Here is a 19,362-nt window from a genome sequence, read left to right as displayed (position 1 = left end):
ATTATTTGACTCATTCGGTATAATAAACAAGAACATGTGTTCTATCAAGAAAGAAAGCAGGCTTGGACATGACGAGACTATCAAGAATACAGCTTCAGATGATGGAACAGGCCATCTTTCTTCCAATGGTCGTCTCCATCCTCAATCGTGATTTGACTCACTTAAAACAACATCAAACATTCAAACTAAATGAACCATACATTCAGCTTGTGACCTCCGCCTTAAAGGAAGCACAGAAAGCACTTTATGAACTAAAGCAGCATTTACGTAAAGAAAAAATGAAGGTACAGCAAATTGAACACGATGAAGGATTTACAACGTATCTATTTATCATGGATGGCTATGAAGAAACACATAAATACTTTAATCCACGTATACGTCACCGGGTAGAGGAACTACTGACTCGTTATTTTCTTCATCAAGCGAATTGAAGTTGCTTCATTGTCGCGCTTCCCCATTCAAAGCAAAAAGCCTGCCACAGCGGCAGGCTCCTACTTATTTATGATAATTCAAGCTGTTCTCTCAGCTCTGTTCTCACTTCTTCTAATCCAGCGCCATCTAACTCAAAGTAATACACATTCCCAGGCTGATAATCATGGCCCTTTAGCTGAATGGGATCCACTGATTTCAATGAGCTCAATAATGGAAAAAGACCGATAAACTGCTTCATGGACAGATTGGTTGAAACATTATCACCAAGTGTATCAATGATGTTGTCATAGGATGGGATCGAAGAAATAGATTTAGACTTTTCAAAGATGGCTTGAAGTGCTTCCATTTGGCGCTTCCCGCGCATGAGGTCACTATCTGCCTTTCTCGTTCTTACAAAGGCTAATGCTTCTTCGCCATTTAACGTATGTGTTCCTGTTTGCACATGAACTTTCCCTTTTGAATCCTTTTCCATTTGTTTTGCGATACCTTCATCTTCAATCGTTACTTCAATTCCATTTAACTCATCTACAATGTCTTGAAACGCCTTAAAGTTCCCTGAAATCACATAGTCTACCGGAATATTCAACAGGTTTTCGACCGTTTTGACTGACAAATCTGCACTCCCAAACGCATGGGCGTGGGCGATTTTATCATATCCTCTTCCCGGAATATCTACATAAGAATCACGAGGAATACTAAGGAGCTTGATGGTTTTCTCTGTTCGGTTCACAGCCGCCAGTAAGACCGCATCACTTCTTGCTTCGTCTACCGTTTCACCTGGACGGCTGTCAATTCCAAGCAGCAGGACCGAGAAGCTGTCCTTTCCTGGATCAAAAGCTTTCACACGCTTTTGCGAGGTGTCTCCTCTTTCTAATGACACTTGCGCCTTATTCGACGCTTTTGAAATTTTATAGTAGGCATATCCTGTCACGGATATTGCCATCACCATGACAAATGCCATGATAAACAGCACGACTTTCACCCAAGGTCTCAGCCTTCTTTTTGATCTTGTTTTCTCCTTCATCCTTTCCGAACCCTCACTCTATCTTAGTCTATCAATGTAGGTTCCACTATAACATATTTCAATGAAAGTTTCCTGCACGCAACATATTTTTATGAATCCACAATAAAAAAAAGCCGCTCAGTATGAGCAGCTTTTCTTCCATTATTTTTGGTCAATTCCTTGTTTTACTTCATCAATCATGGCAGTCAATGATTCAAGGCCGCCGCCAGATAAATACCACATGTCAGAGTTCAAATACACCACATGGTTGTTTTTGACCGCTTTGACTGATTTCACATAATCATTCTCAACAAGCTGTTTCGCAGAAGTTTCTTCTCCGATCGCTGCGCCTCGATCAATGACAAATAAGTAATCCGGATTCGTTTTGACCATGTACTCATACGAAATGCTTTGCCCGTGTTTGTCAGATGGCTCAAGCTTTTGATCTGCCGGCGTGATACCAAACACATCATGAATGAGTCCGTATCTTGACTTAGCACCAAAGGCTGTCATTTTACTGTCGTTGGCCATGATCACTAAACCATTCTGTTTCAACTCTTTTGTCTGTTTCTTTAATGCATCTACTTTTTGATCAATAGCTGCTAGTTCTTTTTTGACTTCGTCTTCCTTATCAAAAATTTCCCCTAACGTCGTGGCATTTTTTTTAAATGATTCCATATAGTTGGCAGTATCTACATCCATCAAAATCGTAGGAGCAATTTCAGAAAATTCATCGAATGCATCTGATTGACGTGACTGAATAATAATCAAATCGGGCTTAATCTCTGCAATTTTTTCGAAGTTCGGCTCTTTTAAACCGCCGACATTCTCATATTTGTCATCCTCATATTTGGATAGATATTTTGGGACCACTTGTTTTGGTAATGCTGTCACATTTACACCTAGCTTGTCTAACGTATCAAGACTTCCCATATCAAACACGACAACTTTTTTCGGGTTTTTCTTGATCTTCACGCCATCTTTATTCAGCATGTCTTTTACCGTGACGGTTTCCTCTTTTGTTCCTTCTGTTTTTCCTTGGTTCCCGCAGGCAGCGAGTACAACAATCGCTGTTAATACAGTCATCATCCAAATCCATTTTTTCATACGTGATCACCTCTTCATTTTTTTAAGAAAAATATAAGCAAATACGCTCACCGTGAATGACTTCAATCGGTATGCGCATGTCATAAATTTGTTCAAGTGCATCTGCTTGAATCACTTCTTCTACTCCGCCTTCTTTGATCACCTGACCATCTTTTAAAGCGACGATATGATCGGAATACACAGATGCAAAGTTAATATCATGGAGAACCACAACAATCGTTTTCTCAAGATCGTTGACGAGCTGCTTAAATAGCTTCATCATCTCAACAGAATGATTCATATCCAAGTTGTTTAAAGGCTCATCTAAGAAAATATAATCCGTATCCTGAGCCAGCACCATCGCAATAAAGGCTCTTTGCCTTTGTCCTCCGCTCAGTTCATCTACATATTGATGCTGGATATCGGCAAGCCTCATGTATTGGAGGGACACATCAATCATTTTCTCATCCTCTTTTGTCAGATGGCCCTGTGAGTAAGGAAAACGACCAAAGCTGACAAGTTCTCGAACGGTCAGGCGCACACTCATGTGATTGGCCTGCTTTAAAATGCTCATCTTTTTTGCTAGTTCCTGTGGTGGGTACGCGCTATATGGCTTGTCTTCTAAATAAGCTGCACCTGAGTCTGGCTGAATCAAGCGGCTCATGATTGATAAAAGTGTGCTTTTCCCCGCTCCATTTGGACCAATGAGAGAGGTCAGCTGTCCTTTTTTCACACTGACAGTTGTTTTGTGAAGCACTGTTTTTCCGTTATATGTCTTACTGACTCCCTTCATCACGACCATGAGCGACTCTCCTTTAAAAGTAAGTAAATAAAATACAACCCGCCTACTAAATCAATCAGGACACTCAGCGGCGTTTGAAAAGTAAATACCTTTTCTACAAGAAACTCCCCGCCTACAAGGGCAATCACACTGATGAAAAAAGAGCCTAGTAGCAAGTATGTATGCCGGTACGTCCGAAAGAGCTCTCGTGCGACATTTACGACGAGTAAGCCGAGGAACGTAATCGGTCCGACAAGTGCTGTTGCGATGGACACAAGAACGGCTATCACGATCAGCATCTTTTTTGTGATGCTGTCATAGCCAATTCCCAGATTCACCGCATGCTCCTTCCCAAGTGACATGACATCTAATTTGGAGCGGAATGTCCAAATATAAAGGCACAGCGCCGCAAATAAAACAGAAGCAATGAGTAAGATATCTGTGTTCATGTGATTAAAGCTTGCAAAGGATTTATCTTGTACGACCTGGTATTCATTTGGATCAATCAGCATTTCCATAAAAGAAGAAAGGCTTTTGAACAATGTCCCAAAGACAATACCAACAAGCAGAAGCAAGAAAATGTGTTTATTTTTGCGTTTGAACATCACCGTATATAACAGCACAGAAAATAGAATCATCAGCCCAACGCAAAGGAAAAAATTCAGGTTTTTATTGACGATCATAAAATTGGTCGAGCCAAACAGATAAATAATCGCTGTTTGCAAAAACAAGTATAGTGCGTCTAAACCCAGTATGCTCGGCGTTAAGATTCGATTGTTGGTCAAGGTTTGGAAGACAACAGATGAAAAGGCAATCGCGCCTCCAGTCAATGTCATCGCCAGCACTTTCTTTAATCGACTTGGCACTGTGTACGGCCAGTACCCCATTTGAAAGGTAATGAAAATCACGATCAGCACGGCTGCAATGGCTGCAATCAGGCATAATGTTCGTTTCTTATGCATAGTGTTTCCTCCTTAATAACATGTACAGGAAGATCCCACTTCCGATGATGCCTACCATGAGCCCAACTGAAATTTCATATGGATAAATGATTACCCTTCCGAGCACATCACAAATCAGAACAAAAATGGCTCCTAGTAAGGCTGTATGCGGAAGGCTCTTTTTCAAGTGATCGCCGCGGTAGATCGATACAATATTCGGAATGATTAAGCCTAGGAATGGTAGCATCCCGACAGTTAATATGGTGACAGATGTAATCATCGAAACAATCACCAAACCAACCGCCATCACACGTTTATACGTTAAACCTAAGTTGATGGCAAAGCTCTCACCCATTCCCGCCACTGTAAAGCGGTCAGCATATAAATACGCGATGATCAATAGTGGAACACTCACATAGAGAAGTTCATAACGCCCCTGAACAATAAGAGAAAAATCCCCTTGAAGCCATGCGGATACGTTTTGAATCAGATCATATTTATAGGCTATAAACGTAGATATTGAACTGACAATCCCGCCAAACATTAAACCGACTAAAGGTACATAGATCGTATCGTTCACCTTAATATGCCGCAGGATTTTTAAGAAAAGAAGATTCCCAGCTAAAGTAAATAGAAACGCGATTCCCATTTTCATGAGCGGGCTCGCATGTGTAAAAACAAGCATTGCTGCTAAAATACCAAGCTTCGCCCAATCCATCGTTCCTGCAGTGGTTGGTGAAACAAATTTATTCCTCGTCATGCTTTGCATAATAAAGCCGCATAAACTAAGGCTCATGCCAGCAAGCACAATACTCATGAGACGCGGGATGCGACTTGAAACTAACGTATGCACTTGTTCATCTGTTAAATGAAACAGCTGTAAAATGGACAGATCCTGTACACCGACAAACAGTGATACACATGCCAAACATACAAATAATAAACTTAATTGATACAACTTCATACTGGTTTCTCACTTTCTATCAAGCTCTTCCCAATAAAAATGATTATCATTATCAATTAAACGACAATTCATATATTATCACATCTAGTAAAATATTCAAATAGCAGAATGAGAAAGACGGAAACTCATAAAAAAACAGCCTGCGGTAGCGGCTGCTTTTTCACCATTATTGAATACTCACTTGAAATTGTCCCTTCAATTCCTCTTCTGCTTCTTGAAATAACTGCTTTACGCTTTCTGCATACTCGCCAAGAGCGTCCTTGCTTGTGTCAAAATTCACCCATGTTAGCTCTACTGGCAGATTTACTTCTCCTGTCAAACAGTCCCATAGGGCATCAAGATTTTTCCCGTAATAGTCAGGAAGGTGTAAAACTGTTTTTAGTTGGTCATGAAGCTCTTCTTGCGACCTGCACGATGCGCCGTCCAGCTGCACTTTTTTCATGTCATCTTCCCCTCTCATGCCTTTATTTTAAACGAATGGAAGGAAAAAGAGAAAGCAAGACTCCTCACTTTTGTTTCTGTCTGACACTTGAGATCAAAAGGGTGAGACAAGCTGCCAAAACGACCAAGAAAAAGACGGTTAACACCATCTGGGTTCCGTACAGATCAGCGAAAAGCCCGACAAAAACACTTGGAAGTCCCAGACCTAAATAGGCAAACAAATAAAAACCTGCAACGGCTCTAGCTGCCTCCTTTTTTCCCCGCTCGACAATAAGCTGAAGACCACCTAAATAAGTAAATCCATAGCAGGCAGTACCCGCAATCATCGTTCCGGCAAGCACAAGAATGATGGACCCACTATTTGCTCCAAATAGCAAGAGACCGTATCCGCATGGAAGACAGATAAATCCGGCAAGGAGCGCTGCTGTGCTATTCATTTTGCGAACAAAAGGCTGCATCAGGACACCTGCCATATTAATCAAAAACAGTGCCGGACCTACCCATAATTCATATCCATTCAATTTAAGCTGTGCTGGCAAAACCGAAATGACGAGGCCGCACACCGACCACGCGACAGCAATCGCTGCATTCGCTGGCATTGTTCCTTTTGGAAATGTTGGCATATTCATCATCCGTTTACCTGAATCTCCTTGTACAGGTGGAACGAAAAAGAAGACACCCACGATCGTTAGGATTAAAAAGCCAAGCACAATCCAATAACTAAGCGGCGCAAGCGACACATGCTTAAAAGAAAGAAGTGCCGTAAAAAGAGCACCGCCCCCAAAGCCAACCGAACTGCATAACGCAATAAAAGTTGGAATCCAGCTTGATTTTTCTGGATATAAAGCAATCAAATAAGCGGTGCATGTACCAACACTCAGGCCAAGCCCCACCCCTTGCAGCAGCCGGGCCAAAAAGAGCATCTGAATGGTAGGATGTACGATCATCAATAAGGTAGCACATAACGAAAAACTAAGTGCGACCAATAAAACCAGTTTGCGTCCAGCCCGGTCAGATATCCCGCCAAGAAAAAGCAAAACTGGAATCAGTCCGAAGACATATGCAGCAAATACAAAGGCTGTAGCTGCTTTTCCGTACCCTGCTTGTTCGGCATACAACGTATAAAGGGGCACCTGCAGGTTCACTGCGGTCGTAATCATAAAAAGACCAAATAAAACAAATATAAATGGAATGATGGATAGGGGTGCGATTTCTTCTTTAGATGCAGGGATCATTTCACTCTCTCCTCTAGTCATAAGCATATGAGAACAGTGTACACACCTTTTGGCTTACTTCCTATATCCAAAAATGACGCTGTTGACCACTCCATATTTCCGTGTCATCATCATGTTATATGTGACAATGAGAGAAGGTGCCCGATGTATATTTATTTAGACCGCTCAAGTACTACCCCGCTCTGGCAGCAAATCGTGACTGGGATCATTCAACAAATTCATTCCAAAAAACTGAATCCTGATGATCAGTTAACACCGACACGCGTATTAGCACAGGAGCTCAATGTATCAAGATCAACTATACAGCTTGCTTATGATGAACTGCTGGCAAGAGGATATGTCAGCACATCTAGAAGAGGCGGTACGAAGGTTATTTCGAGTGACCACTATGCAGCCTCCGCTCCCCATCAAGGTGAGCCTCCTTTTCCTCTTCCAATAAGACCACACTTTCAAGAGGCGGAGAAACAAATGAACCACTGGCTGTCGGCCAATCAATTTCATGAAAAGCTTGATATTGATTTTCGTCATCAGGAACCAGCCATCGATGAACATTTCCAAAACATATGGAAACGCTCGCTCATGAAAGCTTTACAGCGATTAGAGATGAAAGATTGGGGCTATTCCTCCCCGCATGGTTTATGGGAAGTACGTTCAGAAATACGCCAATACTTATCTGTAGAACGCGGTATCGATGTAGAAGAGGATCAAATCGTGTTAACAGGAGGCACGCAGCAAGCCATTGATTTGATTTCACAGGTATTGCTTAAAAAAGGCGATACAGTAGCTGTTGAAGATCCAGGCTTTCCTGGAGCAAGGCTTTCCTTTATGCATCGTGAAATGAACATTTATCCCGCGCCCGTCGATGAAGAAGGAATGATGGTGAATACATTGCCACGGCGAACAAAGCTGATTGCGGTGACGCCCTCCCATCAGCGTCCAACCGGTGTATGTATGAGCGTCAACAGAAGGCAGCAGCTGCTGAAATTTGCCGTCAGCCATCAGTCTTATATACTAGAGGATGATTTTGATGGAGATTATCGTTATCATGGCGGACCGCTTCCTTCATTATTTTCAGAAGCATCAGGCCATGTGATTTATATCTTAAGCTTCTCCAAAGTACTGGCACCCGGCATCCGCCTTGCTGCCATTATCGGCTCCAAAGCGATCATAAAAGAAATCGCTTCCTTGCAATCACTCATTCAAAGACAGCTGCCCATTATGGAACAGATCACCCTCGCCTCTTTTTTCAGAGAAGGAGAATTTACGCGTTATGTCAGGCGAATGAGACAGCTATATAAAAAAAGACAGGCTACCATGATGGATGCCCTTTTGACACAACAATTTGACAAGCACTTTCATATTTATGGAACAGATACCGGTCTTCATGTCTTTTTGGAAGGAGCGCCAGACTTTGACGAAAAAGGCAGTATTGAGGCAGCAAAAGCAGCAGGTATTGGCATTTATCCATTAAGTCCTTATTGTTTTGAGAGCAATCGAAAGGGATTACTGCTAGGCTTTGCTTGTACGGACGAAAACATGATTCAAGATGGTGTGCAGCGCTTAAAGCAAATACTTTATATGTAAAAAAAGCCTGGAAGTCCGCCGCCTTCCAAGCTTTTTTATGTTGATTGCTGAATGCGGCCTACTTCTTCAATAAATGCAGCTGTCTGTTGCAATCCATCTTGGAGATGATGAGTAGCGGAAATAAACAGCTTTTCTTGATCTGGGCGCTTTAATAGCTGCTCCACCTGACCAATTCCTTTTTCAAATGAATGAAGACCTGTCTTTAATTGTTCATCTGCCTTTTGATAAGCGGCTGGAACTTCTTGATGAGCAAGCCCCTTTTGAATCACACGATCAAAGGCTTTCGTCGCCTTTTTCAATTTTTTATTTGCTTGGATCTTTCCCTGTCCATCTGAAATAAATTGGTCGGTCATGTTTTCATAAGCTTCATTTAACTCATCCATATAACGCTGAACCCATTGTTCATACGCAGCTGCTTTTGTGTCTTGTTTTGAAGGCGATTGACCTGCTTGCTGACAGGCTGCTAGTAAGGTCACTGTCAAGGTGAATAACAGCAGCAATTGCGATTGTTTTTTCATACAGAGCCTCCATTTCTTATTCCCATTCGTTCATATCGGTCAAAATAGGAGGATCCTTTACCACATACGAACACTTTGCAAGAAATGATTTCTTTTATTGTAACAGACGGCTCGTGTCACTTCTGTGATTTATGAATAATTGCTTAAAAATACGTCTAAGGATCCACATTTCTCTGTCATTTGGTGGACAGTCTACCGACACACACTCAATAGACGACTGGATATATGGATTTGGTTTCAACAAATTCATGTGCATGGTGGATGTTGTCGTGTCATCATAATGATGCCCCAACGAAGTCGCCTTGTCCTGTTGATTTATTGAAGTTTACCTTTACAAGCAATGTCAAGCTCTTCGACTACTTCACCATCTTGGATGAGATAGGCTTTTTCATGGAGATTGACAGCGGGACAAATATGATTTGGAATGATTTGCACCTTCTCACCGATCTGGACAGTCTGACGAAAGCCTTCGTGATAAATGATGGCATGCTCCTCATCAAATACACTGGAAACAAATACATCATCAAAGTCTTTTACCTTACCTAGTCCCTTTGTTTTCGTCAGCCCTTTTGTACGGGTTTGAGCCGTGAGCCCTTTGGCTCCAACATCTGTTATGATACGAGTCTTTGTTGGCTTACTAATCACCGTCGTCAGGACAGCTGCTGCGCAATGTGAAAAAGTGCCGATCACATTGGAATGAGAGGCATCCATGAAGATGTAAGTACTACCTGGTCTGATTTCGGTCACTCCCTTTGGAATATCAAATTGAAATAAGAACGGCGGTGTTGATCCTATGCTCACTACCTCTAGCAGCATGCCTGATTCTTTTGCAATCTGTGCAAACCGAAGCGTTCGATTCACAGCGTCTTCATATAATGTTTGACAATGCGCTTTACTTTCCGCCTTGTATGTATGACCATCATGAGAAAAAATCCCCTTTAAATGAACGAAGTCACATGTTTTTATCGCCTGCAAGATTTGACGGAAATCATTCTCTTCAATGACACCAGACCTCTCTTCTCCAACCTCTATCTCAATTAAAACCTCCGCTTTTTTCTCTGCTCCACGAAAGACATCTTCAATTTGAAACACATGCTCTACACAATCTATTCCAAATGAAATGTGTATCGACTCTGCCAGCTTTCGAATTCGCTTCAGCTTTGTCTCACCTACAATTTGATTGGCGATAAAGATATCTGTTAGCCCATGCGCTGCCATCACTTCCGCTTCCCCTACTTTCGCTACAGTTAAGCCAGATGCGCCCATCTCCTCCTGCACCTTTGCAAGACTAGGTGTTTTATGTGTTTTCGTATGAGGACGCAGTTTGACTTGCTGACGGTCCGCATATTGCTGCATAGCAGCTAGATTCTCCATCATCACCTGTTTATCAATTAATAGCGCCGGTGTATCTAGTTCATCATAACTCATCATCATATCCCCTTTCACTGCTGCACATTACATAAAAATCTATACATTTCAATTAAATTATATAATTTTTTATATAATTATCAATGTTTTTGATATGCTAAACCCTCGCTTCATAAGGAGTCCAGCGGCTGTGCTGCCGCTGGTTTTAGTTAATATCTGTTCCGAAGCTCCCTTAATATAAAATCATATACAAGGTTGAGCTGTTGTTCCTTTGGATACAGCATAAATTCTTGTTTTTTAGGAAGACCACCATCAAGGCGATCTTGAAATTTCGTTCGGAGATACGCTGTTCTGTGCACCTGACTCTCAAATGACTTATATGAGACATCGAGTTTGACGGTTTGCTCATTTGTAAAGATGACCACCGTGTCTCCGAGGGATGATTCCTGGAAGGTATGAATGTATTTGTGGGAGATCCAACCGCACTGAGGACGGTTGGATGAATAGGTTGGGAAGAAATACAGATGATTGGATGAGTCAATCACAATGGGAGGCTTGTGAGAAATTCCTGTTACTTCATATGTTCCCGCTTTTCTGCCTGCATAGCTTGAGCCGAAGAATCGGCAACTGCGTTCAATAATTTGCAGGGGCTTTAATTCAACGTAAAAGCTTGTCTCTCTTTCTATGACTTTTGAATATACTCTTTTTCCTTCTTCAACCGGAAGGATCGCCATTGTTGTTTGATTAATGACGTATGAATCTAAAGGTGTTTCACTAATTCCTGACACTTCATTTCCTCCTGTGTTAATTTTTGGTTATTTTAGATACTATTAATCTATCACCAACATATAAGAAACGACAGGATTTTTTCAAAATTTATTAAAAATCATTTTTTTATCGTATTATTTAGTCCATTCGATCTATCGAAAAGCCTTTTTTAAAGATATATCACATTGTGTCGATCGGACAAGAGGTGTCGATTTCGCTCAAAAATAAATTGTCTAAAAATTATAAATTCTTGTTGATTTTTTCTCCGCCAATCCATATACTATAAAAAAGGCATCGGGGGGATTCTTTATGAAAGAGAAAAAAACGTATGCTGAGCTCATGAAGTCCCGCAACACCCAAAAAACCGAAGAAAACGGCGTGACGATTTTAGACATCTATATTCAAATGGTTTTAGATGAGGCGCTTTATAAACAGCGCTTAACCTTCCTTAGAGAAGAGATTGATAAGGCACTGGATCAGCGTGATGAAAAACGATTCAACGACCTGTCAGCTCAATATGCAGAACACTGCTTACATTAATCATGATGATTTTACTTGCGGCAAAGAGGGCAGCAACTCGTCTCTTTACCGCAAGTTTTTTGTTTATCCATTTAAAATGGTTCCGCCATTTACATGCAGGATTTGTCCATTTATATAAGAGGAGTCTTCGCTCGCTAAAAATAAATAACTCGGTGCAAGCTCTACTGGCTCACCAGGACGCTCCATTGGAACATCTCCGCCAAATTCAGAGACTTCCTTTTCCGTAAAGGTCGATGGAATGAGCGGTGTCCAAATGGGTCCTGGGGCTACCCCATTCACTCTAATCCCTTGCTTAATGAGCGATAAAGATAATGATCTCGTAAATGTCACGACTGCCCCTTTTGTAGATGAATAGTCGATCAAGGTTTCATGACCTTTATAGGCTGTGACAGATGTGGTATTAATGATACTGCTTCCTTTCTTTAAATGAGGAAGTACCGCTTTTGTTAAGTAAAACATGGCAAAAATATTCGTTTGAAATGTTCGAAGAAGCTGATGTGAGGTAATCTGTTCAATGCTTTTTTGCGGATGCTGTTCCCCGGCATTGTTCACCAAAATATCAATGGAACCGAAAGCATCCTTCGTTTTTTTGACGACCTCGTTTGAAAACGACTCATCTCCTAAATCACCTGCAATTAAAATGGCGCGGCCTCCCGCCTTTTCAATATAGTCCTTCGTTTCCTCTGCATCGCGGTGTTCACTCAAGTAAACAATGGCGACATTGGCGCCTTCCTTCGCAAATAAGACCGAGACTGCTCTTCCGATCCCGCTGTCTCCACCTGTCACAATAGCTGTTTTCCCTGCTAACTTTTTATCCGGCATCTCTCGATCAAAAACAGGCCTTGGATTCATTTTATATTCAAGACCTGGACGCTCACTTTGATGCTGAGGCGGCAATGTTTTCTTCGGCTGCTTTGTTGACACGTCTGACCACTCCTTCCTTTTATCTTGTTTATTTTTATGTGTTAGCTATTTTTTTATGTATGCCGAACTAGTTTCCTTTCAAATGTATGATTTTCTTCATTGTGGAAAAATTATACACAACAAGTCACTAACTGGAGGCGACAGTATGGAACAAGAACATAAAGGATTGGAACAGGCAAAATCATTATGGATAGCGGATAGTCAAAAGCATTCTTTTCCTGCAGTAGATGAGGATCTCACAGCAGATGTCATCATTGTTGGCGGTGGTATTACCGGTATCGCTACCGCGTTTGAAATGACAGAACGCGGGCTGGATGTCATCATCATTGATGCTGATCAACTGCTGCAAGGTACGACCGGACATACGACAGCTAAGATTACCTCACAGCACGATGTGTACTACCATGAGCTGATTCAGCAAATTGGTATGCCCAAAGCCCGTTTGTATGTAGAAGCAAATGAGAAAGCAAAAGAGCTGATTCAAGCTCGCGTCAAAAAGTACGACATTGATTGTCAGCTAGAAGTCAAAGATGCGTACCTCTATACAAAGGAAGAAAGCGGTGTAAAAAAATTAAAAAAGGAATTAGATGCCTACAAACAGCTTGGGATTGATCGAGAATGGAAAACAGCGCTTCCTTTTGATGCTGACATCAAGGCTGCCCTAACAATGACACAGCAGGCACAGTTCCATCCCCTTCATTATCTCAATGCACTCATTGACCAGCTCCTAGAGCGAGGTGTACGTATTTATGAACAGACAACTGCTGTTGACGTGAAAGAAGGAAACCGCCCTGCTGTCGTCACAAAAGACGACCATCACCTGACAGGCCGCTATATCATTTCCTGTTCGCACTTTCCTTTTTATGATGGAAAAGGACTTTATTTCACGCGCATTCACCCAGAGCAATCTTATGTGGTAGCAGCCAAAACAACGAAGCCGCTCCCAGATGGAATGTACTTAGGGATCGACCAGCCTGCTCATTCTTTAAGAACGGCAGAATGGCATGGTGAGGAAGTGGTTCTCATCGGAGGAGAAGGTCATAAAACTGGACAAGGCGGGGATGAATCTGCTCACTATGAAGGACTAGAAAGGTTTGGAGACGCTACCCTTGGAATTGAAGAGGTGCTGTATCGCTGGTCTACCCACGATATGGTCACAATGGATCAAATCCCTTACATTGGCCGCCTAACCAAACACCATCAAAATATCTTTGTTGCGACCGGTTTTAGAAAATGGGGCATGACGACAAGCCACGCGGCAGCTACTCTTATCGGTGATTTGATTGAAGGAAAATCGAATCCATACGAATCCATTTTTACGCCATCAAGACCTGTTTCTGATTCTTTCGTCAAAGATTTCGTTAAAGAAAACAGCAATGTCGCTGCCAAGCTGATCAGTGGTAAATTAAAACGAACCGATCAAACCATTGATGATTTAAAGCCAGGAGAAGGCGGCATTGTCTCTTATGAACATAAAAAATGTGGCGCCTTTAAATCAGAGGACGGGAACATCTTTCTTGTCGATACAACGTGTACTCACCTAGGCTGTGAAGTCGCTTGGAATAATAGTGACCGCACTTGGGATTGCCCGTGTCACGGTTCACGTTTCTCCATTACTGGAGAGGTAGTAGAAGGCCCAGCAAAGAAACCACTAAAAAGGTCTTATAAAGAACAGTAAAATTTTACTGATTCCCTTTAAAAAATCCAATATTATCCGATAGATAATATAAAGTCTGATAATTTGTGATGATTATAGGGGGACAAAAACATTGTTATTTAAAAAAGAGACGAAAAGAAAAAACACTGCTTTTTTCACACAGCAGAATGATGGGATAAAACGTATCAACTTTTCTGACAATACGGATATCGCGAAACAAATCAAAATGATAGACCTGACGCAGCATGACCTATTGATTCTAAAACAGCTCAATCCAATTGTTCAGGAGGATATTGCACGTATCGTTGATAAATTTTATAAAAATTTAGAAGTCGAGTCTTCCTTGATGCATATCATTCAGGATAATAGTTCTGTCGAGCGTTTGAAAAAAACACTCCGCATTCATATTAGTGAAATGTTTGCAGGTGTGGTTGATGAAGCCTATGTGGCAAAACGAATTAAAATTGCGCAAGTTCATTTACGGATTGGCCTCCAGCCTAAGTGGTATATGGCAGCATTCCAGGACCTTCTGCTATCAATTATGGATTTATTTGCTCAGCATATCCAAGATTTCAAAGAATATCAGACAGCAGTCAAAGCGACGACGAAAATCTTAAATTTAGAGCAGCAGCTTGTCCTTGATACATTCCAAAATGAATATTCTAAAATTCGTGATGAAGCAGAACAGCAGCAGCAGGAGCTCCATACAAAAATCACAGAAACATCAAATTCGCTTGCATCTCTCTTCTCAAACACAACAAATGCAGTGGACAAGCTTGTATCAAAATCTGATGAGATGGCGGACATGTCGCAAGCTGGAACGCAAATTTCAGCACAGGTCGAGGAAAAATCGATTGGCGGAAAAAAAGAATTAGAGATTCAACAAACACAAATGAACCAAATTGATGGCAGCATGACAAAGATTGAAACAGAAATTAAACGTTTAGAAGAAATCGCCAAACAGATTGAACAAATCTTTGGGATTGTCACAGGCATTGCAGAGCAGACGAACTTGTTATCTTTAAATGCTTCCATCGAATCTGCACGAGCAGGCGAACACGGAAAAGGCTTTGCTGTCGTCGCAAACGAGGTTCGTAAATTATCAGAGGACACAAAGAAAACGGTTTCAACCGTATCTGAACTCGTCAACAATACCAATTCACAAATCTCCATTGTGTCTCAGCACATTGGGGACGTGAATTTACTCGTGACAGATAGTAAAGAAAAAATGACTCAAATCAATTCGCTCTTCGATGATATCGTCAGCAGCATGAACTTAAGCAAAAATCAAAATGGAAAAATTGAAATAGACCTTCAAACCTTCCTGAACGAATTGAAGGAAGTCAAACAAACGGTGTCCCAAGTTGCCAGCTCAGTCGAATCCTTAACAAGTCTCACAAATCGCTGATCCAGTCTTTTTTCTTCTGCTTTAGTATAATAGAAGAAAAGATAGAAAAGGCGGGATTTAATTGACAACAATTTGCCTAGTCAGACATGGGGAAACAGATTGGAATGCAGCGAAACGAATTCAAGGACGAACAGATATCCCTTTAAATGATACTGGTAAATGGCAGGCTGAACAAACGGGCCTTTATTTGAAGAATGCCCGTTGGGATGTTGTCATTTCCAGTCCACTCACAAGGGCAAAAGAAACAGCACACTTGATTTTAAAACATGTAGATGCGCCTCTTGTCATCATGGATGATTTCATTGAGCGTGATTATGGCGATGCTGAAGGCATGTCATTTGAGGAGCGCCAAAAGCTTTTTCCAGATAAACAGTATCCAAATATGGAGCCGCTTGAGACAATTCAAGATCGAATGGTAGAAGGCATTGAGAAAGTTAGAGCAGCCTATCCGAATCAACAAGTCCTGATCGTGGCACACGGCGCTGCCATCCATGCTTTACTCACCACCATAGCGGGTGAACATCTTGGTCTTGAGAACACGAGGCTCGTCAATGCTTGCTTAAATTATGTGGAATGGAAAGATGGTAAATGGAAGGTGCTTGATTACAACGTGGTCAGCCATTTAACTCAATCCTCTCCTACTTAAAGAACCTGTTATGTAAACAGGTTCTTTAAGCGTGTAGACAAACCCTCGCATTCGTTGTCAGTCCTGTGCGCTGGTGCTCACGAATTGCAAATTTGCTCCGCGCCAGTGCTCGTCCTTCCTAGACTGCAAAGGTTTTCTATCACGCTGAAAAGAAGACAAAGGGCTAAAATCTGAGAACCTGTTATATAAACAGGTTCTTTTTAAATGACAAAAACAATGATAAAATAGTATTTTTTTATATCGAAATTCGAAATAGATGCTAGACGTTTCTACCTATTTTAAGGCTTTTCGGGTATCGAATATTTCTCCGAAAATGGATCATAAGAAAAAAAGCACACTTCCTTTTTAATAGATAACCGTTGAAATAGTAGAATAAACATATTTTACCATCATTTCCAAGTGACTTAATTCCCCACTTTTCGCTAGGACTTTCACAAAAATTCAGGTCTACTCTTATTTGCCTACTTCCCTTAAACTGAATATACAGAATAGTCAAACGGATCATTCTTATCGACTACGGATGATTATTCTGAAATAAGAAAAAAGGGATGTGGATTGTGCGTGAAAAAGAAAAATGTGATGACAAGTGTTTTATTGGCTGTCCCTCTTTTGTTTTCAGCAGGGTTTGGAGGCTCCATGGCAAATGCCGAGACGGCCTCAAAGTCAGATAGTGAAAAGAGCTATATTGTTGGCTTTAAAGCCTCTGCCACTACAAACAGCTCTAAGAAACAAGCCGTCACTCAAAATGGTGGAAAACTTGAAAAGCAATATCGTCTCATTAATGCCGCACAAGTAAAGATGTCCGAACAAGCCGCAAAAAAACTTGAACATGACCCTAGCATTGCTTACGTAGAAGAAGACCACAAAGCAGAAGCATATGCACAAACCGTCCCTTATGGAATCCCTCAAATCAAAGCTCCAGCTGTACACGCTCAAGGTTATAAAGGTGCTAATGTCAAAGTAGCTGTCCTTGATACGGGCATCCACGCTGCACACCCTGACTTAAATGTTGCAGGCGGTGCCAGCTTCGTCCCTTCAGAACCAAATGCCACCCAAGACTTTCAATCACATGGAACTCACGTAGCCGGAACTATCGCTGCCCTTGATAACACAATTGGTGTTCTTGGGGTCGCTCCAAGTGCTTCCCTATATGCTGTTAAAGTATTAGACCGTTATGGCGACGGACAATATAGCTGGATCATTAGTGGTATTGAATGGGCAGTAGCCAATAATATGGATGTCATCAACATGAGCTTAGGCGGACCGAACGGTTCAACAGCGCTTAAAAATGCCGTTGATACAGCGAATAACCGTGGAGTCGTTGTTGTGGCGGCTGCAGGTAACTCAGGTTCCACTGGCTCTACAAGTACAGTTGGCTATCCAGCAAAATATGATTCTACCATTGCTGTTGCCAATGTAAACAGCAGCAATGTCAGAAATTCGTCTTCCAGCGCAGGTCCTGAATTAGATGTTTCTGCACCTGGTACTTCTATTTTAAGTACAGTACCAAGCAGTGGATACACATCTTATACTGGAACGTCTATGGCGTCTCCTCATGTAGCAGGAGCAGCAGCGCTTATCCTTTCTAAGTACCCGAATCTATCAACTTCTCAGGTTCGCCAGCGCTTAGAAAACACGGCAACACCGCTTGGTAACTCCTTCTATTACGGAAAAGGGTTAATCAACGTTCAAGCGGCTTCTAACTAATAAATAAAATCCGGCTGATGCAGCCGGATTTTTTATTTATTGCTTCCTCGACGTTTCCTCTTTTTCCGCTGCTTTTTCCATTTCCATGATTCTCTCCATCATAGTTGGGTGCCCGTAGCGGAAGACCTTCACTAAAAGTGGTGGATTCACCTGAGACAGCCCTGATTTTGCAAGCTTTTGAAAAGACGTCACCCCTGCCTCTCCGTCTTTTGTCAGGTTTACCGCATACTCATCAGCTGCACGTTCTTGATGTCTTGAAACTGCATTTGTAAAAGGTGATGCTGCAAATGACAGCATCGATACAATAATGAGAAGAAGCGGAAGAGCAGCGATGTCGCGCGGATCCCTCAGCCGAAATAGAACTGCTCTCTTACGATAGAAATAAAAATAGAGACGGTCAATCGCAAAAAATCCCGCAAGTGACAGTACTAGATATCCTGCTAATCCTATATAGACATGCTTCATGACGTAATGTCCCATTTCATGTGCCATGATAAATAAAATTTCGCGATCTTTCAGCTTTTGCAATGTCGTATCCCATAACACAATACGCTTATTTTCACCAATCCCTGTGACATAAGCATTCATCGTGTTCGTTTTCTCAGACATATTGACCTCATATACATGATCTGCTGGGATATGAGCTTTGTCTGCAAGTGTTAAGATCTTGTTCTCAAGAGCTTGATTCTTTAGTGGATAAAAATTGTTATATAACGGATCAATGACGACCGGCTGTATAAAGAAGAGAAATAGCGTGAATGGAACTGTCAAACACCAGGCATACAACCACCAACGCTTTCTTCTTTTTTGAATAAGCCAAAAGAATACAATGGCACATAGGGCAAGAAGCGGATATTGAATCCAGAAATCTAGAATTTGATCTTTAAACCAGCTTGCCGTACTTTGAGCAGATACTCCGTAGTGCAAAGACAGCTGATAACCAATCCACTTAATGGGAAGTGAAATCAGCATTGTCAAAAGCGACAGCACAAACACATATACAAGTTTACTTAAAAATGTGAAACGAGCTGCTGCCAGGCTCCAGTCTGCTAATTTTCGTGAAAACCCTGAAATGAGCAGAAGAAAAAAGACATACCAATCTAATGGAATTGTCATGAAAAATAGCAAGTTACGTAATCTCGAGAAATTCTCGCTGATGACAAGCTCATGGCTTGTCATAAAGGTATGCGGATCTGCACTTGTTCCTTTTACACTGTCAGGAACTGATGCATCCCCAAATAGAAACAAATAAGAATAAATAAAAAGACCGTACAATATGTATGCTACCGTTGCAAGAACTACCCATTTACGTACTCGCACAGGTCAGCCTCCTTTCCATCCCTCTCTCTATTCTAATCA

General features: G+C 41.5%; 19 protein-coding genes and 1 pseudogene. 8 read left to right on the top strand and 12 right to left on the bottom strand.

All coding sequences use genetic code 11. From position 1 onward, the window contains the following. Positions 1 to 68 precede the first annotated feature (68 nt). Positions 69 to 431: a hypothetical protein gene (locus NST39_RS05660; RefSeq protein ID WP_185107594.1), complete on the top strand. Its 363-nt coding sequence runs from the start codon at positions 69 to 71 to the stop codon at positions 429 to 431. 68 nt (positions 432 to 499) lie between these two features. On the opposite strand, the gene NST39_RS05655 is transcribed toward NST39_RS05660, so the two are convergent. From NST39_RS05655 to NST39_RS05625, 7 genes are all read right to left on the bottom strand, one after another. Next, positions 500 to 1,456 (bottom strand): LCP family protein, encoded by a 957-nt coding sequence (locus NST39_RS05655; RefSeq protein WP_113768389.1) that lies wholly within the window; start codon positions 1,454 to 1,456, stop codon positions 500 to 502. A 141-nt stretch (positions 1,457 to 1,597) separates the two neighbouring features. After that, positions 1,598 to 2,542 carry a siderophore ABC transporter substrate-binding protein gene (locus tag NST39_RS05650; RefSeq protein WP_217012983.1) on the bottom strand — a complete coding sequence of 315 codons (945 nt, stop codon included), beginning with the start codon at positions 2,540 to 2,542 and terminating at the stop codon, positions 1,598 to 1,600. Positions 2,543 to 2,564: 22 nt separating this feature from the next. After that, complete coding sequence (locus tag NST39_RS05645; protein ID WP_044140715.1) at positions 2,565 to 3,323, bottom strand: iron ABC transporter ATP-binding protein; 759 nt, start codon at positions 3,321 to 3,323, stop codon at positions 2,565 to 2,567. Next, positions 3,314 to 4,264 carry an iron chelate uptake ABC transporter family permease subunit gene (locus NST39_RS05640; protein WP_065098908.1) on the bottom strand — a complete coding sequence of 317 codons (951 nt, stop codon included), beginning with the start codon at positions 4,262 to 4,264 and terminating at the stop codon, positions 3,314 to 3,316. Before NST39_RS05640 ends, NST39_RS05645 begins: the two co-directional genes overlap by 10 nt. Beyond that, complete coding sequence (locus NST39_RS05635) at positions 4,257 to 5,207, bottom strand: ABC transporter permease (RefSeq protein WP_065098909.1); 951 nt, start codon at positions 5,205 to 5,207, stop codon at positions 4,257 to 4,259. The genes NST39_RS05640 and NST39_RS05635 overlap by 8 nt, the downstream gene beginning before the upstream one ends. Positions 5,208 to 5,373: 166 nt before the next feature. After that, on the bottom strand, positions 5,374 to 5,649 hold the full coding sequence (locus NST39_RS05630) for a barstar family protein (protein WP_044140712.1): 276 nt from the start codon (positions 5,647 to 5,649) through the stop codon (positions 5,374 to 5,376). 64 nt (positions 5,650 to 5,713) lie between these two features. Then, positions 5,714 to 6,883 carry an MFS transporter gene (locus tag NST39_RS05625; protein ID WP_341027439.1) on the bottom strand — a complete coding sequence of 390 codons (1,170 nt, stop codon included), beginning with the start codon at positions 6,881 to 6,883 and terminating at the stop codon, positions 5,714 to 5,716. Positions 6,884 to 7,027: 144 nt separating this feature from the next. Here NST39_RS05625 and pdxR point away from each other — a divergent pair, with 144 nt between their 5' ends. Continuing rightward, the gene (gene pdxR / locus NST39_RS05620) at positions 7,028 to 8,467 is read left to right on the top strand and encodes a MocR-like pyridoxine biosynthesis transcription factor PdxR (RefSeq protein WP_341027437.1); all 1,440 of its coding nucleotides are present in this window, start codon (positions 7,028 to 7,030) and stop codon (positions 8,465 to 8,467) included. A 35-nt stretch (positions 8,468 to 8,502) separates the two neighbouring features. Here pdxR and NST39_RS05615 read toward each other — a convergent pair whose 3' ends face one another. The 3 genes from NST39_RS05615 to NST39_RS05605 form a co-directional block, all read right to left on the bottom strand. After that, a complete protein-coding gene (locus tag NST39_RS05615; RefSeq protein WP_044140709.1) occupies positions 8,503 to 8,985 on the bottom strand; it encodes a hypothetical protein in 483 nt (160 codons plus the stop codon). 315 nt (positions 8,986 to 9,300) lie between these two features. Beyond that, a complete protein-coding gene (locus tag NST39_RS05610; protein ID WP_341027433.1) occupies positions 9,301 to 10,413 on the bottom strand; it encodes an alanine racemase in 1,113 nt (370 codons plus the stop codon). Positions 10,414 to 10,562: 149 nt separating this feature from the next. Continuing rightward, a complete protein-coding gene (locus tag NST39_RS05605) occupies positions 10,563 to 11,141 on the bottom strand; it encodes a competence protein ComK (protein WP_003212419.1) in 579 nt (192 codons plus the stop codon). 289 nt (positions 11,142 to 11,430) lie between these two features. Between NST39_RS05605 and NST39_RS05600 the strand changes: the two genes are divergently transcribed. Further along, positions 11,431 to 11,661, top strand: coding sequence for an IDEAL domain-containing protein (locus NST39_RS05600; protein ID WP_003210924.1), 231 nt, complete (start codon positions 11,431 to 11,433; stop codon positions 11,659 to 11,661). Positions 11,662 to 11,724: 63 nt separating this feature from the next. Here NST39_RS05600 and NST39_RS05595 read toward each other — a convergent pair whose 3' ends face one another. Then, positions 11,725 to 12,585: an SDR family oxidoreductase gene (locus NST39_RS05595; RefSeq protein WP_113768384.1), complete on the bottom strand. Its 861-nt coding sequence runs from the start codon at positions 12,583 to 12,585 to the stop codon at positions 11,725 to 11,727. A gap of 145 nt (positions 12,586 to 12,730) precedes the next feature. Between NST39_RS05595 and NST39_RS05590 the strand changes: the two genes are divergently transcribed. The 5 genes and pseudogenes from NST39_RS05590 to NST39_RS05575 all read left to right on the top strand — a co-directional run bounded on the left by NST39_RS05590 (position 12,731) and on the right by NST39_RS05575 (position 18,003). Further along, positions 12,731 to 14,263: an FAD-dependent oxidoreductase gene (locus NST39_RS05590; protein ID WP_341027432.1), complete on the top strand. Its 1,533-nt coding sequence runs from the start codon at positions 12,731 to 12,733 to the stop codon at positions 14,261 to 14,263. A 91-nt stretch (positions 14,264 to 14,354) separates the two neighbouring features. Then, positions 14,355 to 14,894: pseudogene (locus NST39_RS19955) on the top strand (protoglobin family protein); the annotation flags it as partial. Between the two features lie 144 nt (positions 14,895 to 15,038). Next, entirely contained in the window at positions 15,039 to 15,650 is a 612-nt protein-coding gene (locus tag NST39_RS19950) for a methyl-accepting chemotaxis protein (protein WP_404841025.1), read from the top strand. Positions 15,651 to 15,711: 61 nt separating this feature from the next. Further along, positions 15,712 to 16,296: a histidine phosphatase family protein gene (locus tag NST39_RS05580; RefSeq protein WP_065098916.1), complete on the top strand. Its 585-nt coding sequence runs from the start codon at positions 15,712 to 15,714 to the stop codon at positions 16,294 to 16,296. Between the two features lie 561 nt (positions 16,297 to 16,857). Continuing rightward, entirely contained in the window at positions 16,858 to 18,003 is a 1,146-nt protein-coding gene (locus NST39_RS05575; RefSeq protein ID WP_341027431.1) for a serine alkaline protease SapB, read from the top strand. A 36-nt stretch (positions 18,004 to 18,039) separates the two neighbouring features. Here NST39_RS05575 and NST39_RS05570 read toward each other — a convergent pair whose 3' ends face one another. Then, complete coding sequence (locus tag NST39_RS05570) at positions 18,040 to 19,323, bottom strand: M48 family metallopeptidase (protein ID WP_113768381.1); 1,284 nt, start codon at positions 19,321 to 19,323, stop codon at positions 18,040 to 18,042. Positions 19,324 to 19,362 lie beyond the last annotated feature (39 nt).

Source organism: Bacillus sp. FSL W8-0645 (assembly GCF_038007905.1).
In the GTDB taxonomy this organism is placed as follows: Bacteria; Bacillota; Bacilli; order Bacillales; family Bacillaceae; genus Bacillus; species Bacillus pumilus.
Note: the sequence above shows the minus strand (reverse complement) of the source record. Positions and strands in the feature narration are given on the sequence as shown.

Bases quoted from the DNA above. Each gene is read 5' to 3' on its own strand.
- NST39_RS05610 (WP_341027433.1), bottom strand. From the start codon at position 10,413: ATGAGTTATGATGAACTAGATACACCGGCGCTATTAATTGATAAACAG.
- pdxR (WP_341027437.1), top strand. From the start codon at position 7,028: ATGTATATTTATTTAGACCGCTCAAGTACTACCCCGCTCTGGCAGCAA.
- NST39_RS05655 (WP_113768389.1), bottom strand. From the start codon at position 1,456: ATGAAGGAGAAAACAAGATCAAAAAGAAGGCTGAGACCTTGGGTGAAA.
- NST39_RS05635 (WP_065098909.1), bottom strand. From the start codon at position 5,207: ATGAAGTTGTATCAATTAAGTTTATTATTTGTATGTTTGGCATGTGTA.
- NST39_RS05640 (WP_065098908.1), bottom strand. From the start codon at position 4,264: ATGCATAAGAAACGAACATTATGCCTGATTGCAGCCATTGCAGCCGTG.
- NST39_RS05590 (WP_341027432.1), top strand. From the start codon at position 12,731: ATGGAACAAGAACATAAAGGATTGGAACAGGCAAAATCATTATGGATA.
- NST39_RS05630 (WP_044140712.1), bottom strand. From the start codon at position 5,649: ATGAAAAAAGTGCAGCTGGACGGCGCATCGTGCAGGTCGCAAGAAGAG.
- NST39_RS05650 (WP_217012983.1), bottom strand. From the start codon at position 2,542: ATGAAAAAATGGATTTGGATGATGACTGTATTAACAGCGATTGTTGTA.
- NST39_RS05615 (WP_044140709.1), bottom strand. From the start codon at position 8,985: ATGAAAAAACAATCGCAATTGCTGCTGTTATTCACCTTGACAGTGACC.
- NST39_RS05660 (WP_185107594.1), top strand. From the start codon at position 69: ATGACGAGACTATCAAGAATACAGCTTCAGATGATGGAACAGGCCATC.
- NST39_RS19950 (WP_404841025.1), top strand. From the start codon at position 15,039: ATGGCGGACATGTCGCAAGCTGGAACGCAAATTTCAGCACAGGTCGAG.
- NST39_RS05600 (WP_003210924.1), top strand. From the start codon at position 11,431: ATGAAAGAGAAAAAAACGTATGCTGAGCTCATGAAGTCCCGCAACACC.
- NST39_RS05625 (WP_341027439.1), bottom strand. From the start codon at position 6,883: ATGATCCCTGCATCTAAAGAAGAAATCGCACCCCTATCCATCATTCCA.
- NST39_RS05645 (WP_044140715.1), bottom strand. From the start codon at position 3,323: ATGGTCGTGATGAAGGGAGTCAGTAAGACATATAACGGAAAAACAGTG.